Genomic DNA, 1,555 nt, shown 5'->3' on the forward strand with positions numbered 1-1,555 from the left:
CAGCAGACCTAACTGCCTTTCTTTAGGTCTGCTTCGTGTCAAGGAGCGGACGTTGTTACAGCATTTTGTAGTAATCACTGGTGAGCAGGTCACTAATCGCAAACATTAAGTGCATATTCTGACCTAATCCGGAGCGCTGATATGGCCGCCGAAGTTGCTTGTTACAGCCTTGCCAGCATGGGCGAGGGAGTGTGGCCCAATGCACAGCGACGGTCGGAATTAATAAAATCACACTATCTAATGAATGGGTCATGCAGATTTGAATGAGCAGTTTTGTAATAAGATAATTTAAATGCTTCAATTGCCTTTTCGGCAACTTCATCAATCTCTTACTTCAAATTTATATGATTTTGATCCAGGCATGTTAACTCCTTGTGGTGCTTTTATTTGCAATGCATAACTCTCAAAATAAAAAATATCTTTACTTCTCATTCCAATTATTGAATTTGTGATTTTAAAATTTTCTCTTGATTTCTATTTTTTATAATATTAGGTGTCTCTGTTTTATATAAACCGCACTGAACCAATTCGTCAACCTCTTTTGGATTGCCCTCCATTGCAAAAGCCATACTTCCCAACATCAAATTGGCCCAACGAGTCTCCTCTCCTTGTACTTGATCTGACATCTCTCCAGTTAACGTTATTGACCGCGAGCTCATTGACTTAACTACTGCTAGACTAAATGGGAACTGTGGTGGTTCGATATTATAATTATTTCGCTCACTGATAAGTTGGTTCAGTTCTTTTGCTTCTTCCATAAGGGTTTGTGGTATCTGCTGGTTATTTATCTGCCTGGTAGAGACAAGAACCTGTGCCCTTACCGCATCTAAACTTGGCATTATGAAATCACTGAGAACAAAGTAAAACTCAAGCTGGCTTATTTGTGCAGCTTCTGCAGGTTCTCTTAGCTCAATGAACATACGATCCATAATCCCCTTATCCTTGAATGGCGGACAAAGAGCTTTCATATTATGTAGCACATTTTTTTCAAATGAACGGGTTCTGTCGGACGCAATTAGCACTTGCCTATAATCTACACGAAATATCTTTAAAATAGCGGACAGATTGTCAAAAGCACGCGCGTCTATATTTAACCCAGTTTCTTTCACTTGAGATTCAATTTCCCCCAGCGATATTGACACCGGTCTTGCACAGAATGTATCCAGTTCCCATGATGATAAAAATGGTTTTTCATCAAGGGTCTTCAGACATGTGCTGTATGCATGATCCAGTTTATTGGTCAGAGTTAAAAACTGAGAGATGTCTTTATCCGTGTTCTCTCTGAGATCAACCTGAGCATTGTGATAAGTTAGATACTGATGAACTACGTAAATACTGCTAATGATCAACAGACATCCAATAGCAATTCGCATTGCCCACTGTAGAGTGGATAAACGCTTGAACCAATACCCAAAATGTTCCCGCTGTACAGATTCATACCTCCTAATTTGATTTTCAAGTGTCTGCCACCCCCAAAACGTTACCGGAAAGCGTCCTTGAAGCAAATGCGACTGAGTAATCTGCACGGCTTCATCTTCAAGAGCAACATCATTTG

General features: G+C 40.1%; 1 protein-coding gene. It reads right to left on the reverse strand.

Going from position 1 to position 1,555, the window contains the following annotated elements; translation table 11 throughout:
* Positions 1-437: 437 nt before the first annotated feature.
* The coding region (locus tag J5224_RS27220) for a hypothetical protein (protein WP_264628267.1) at positions 438-1,555 on the reverse strand (1,118 nt) is incomplete at its 5' end.

Source organism: Candidatus Symbiopectobacterium sp. NZEC135, assembly GCF_025962695.1.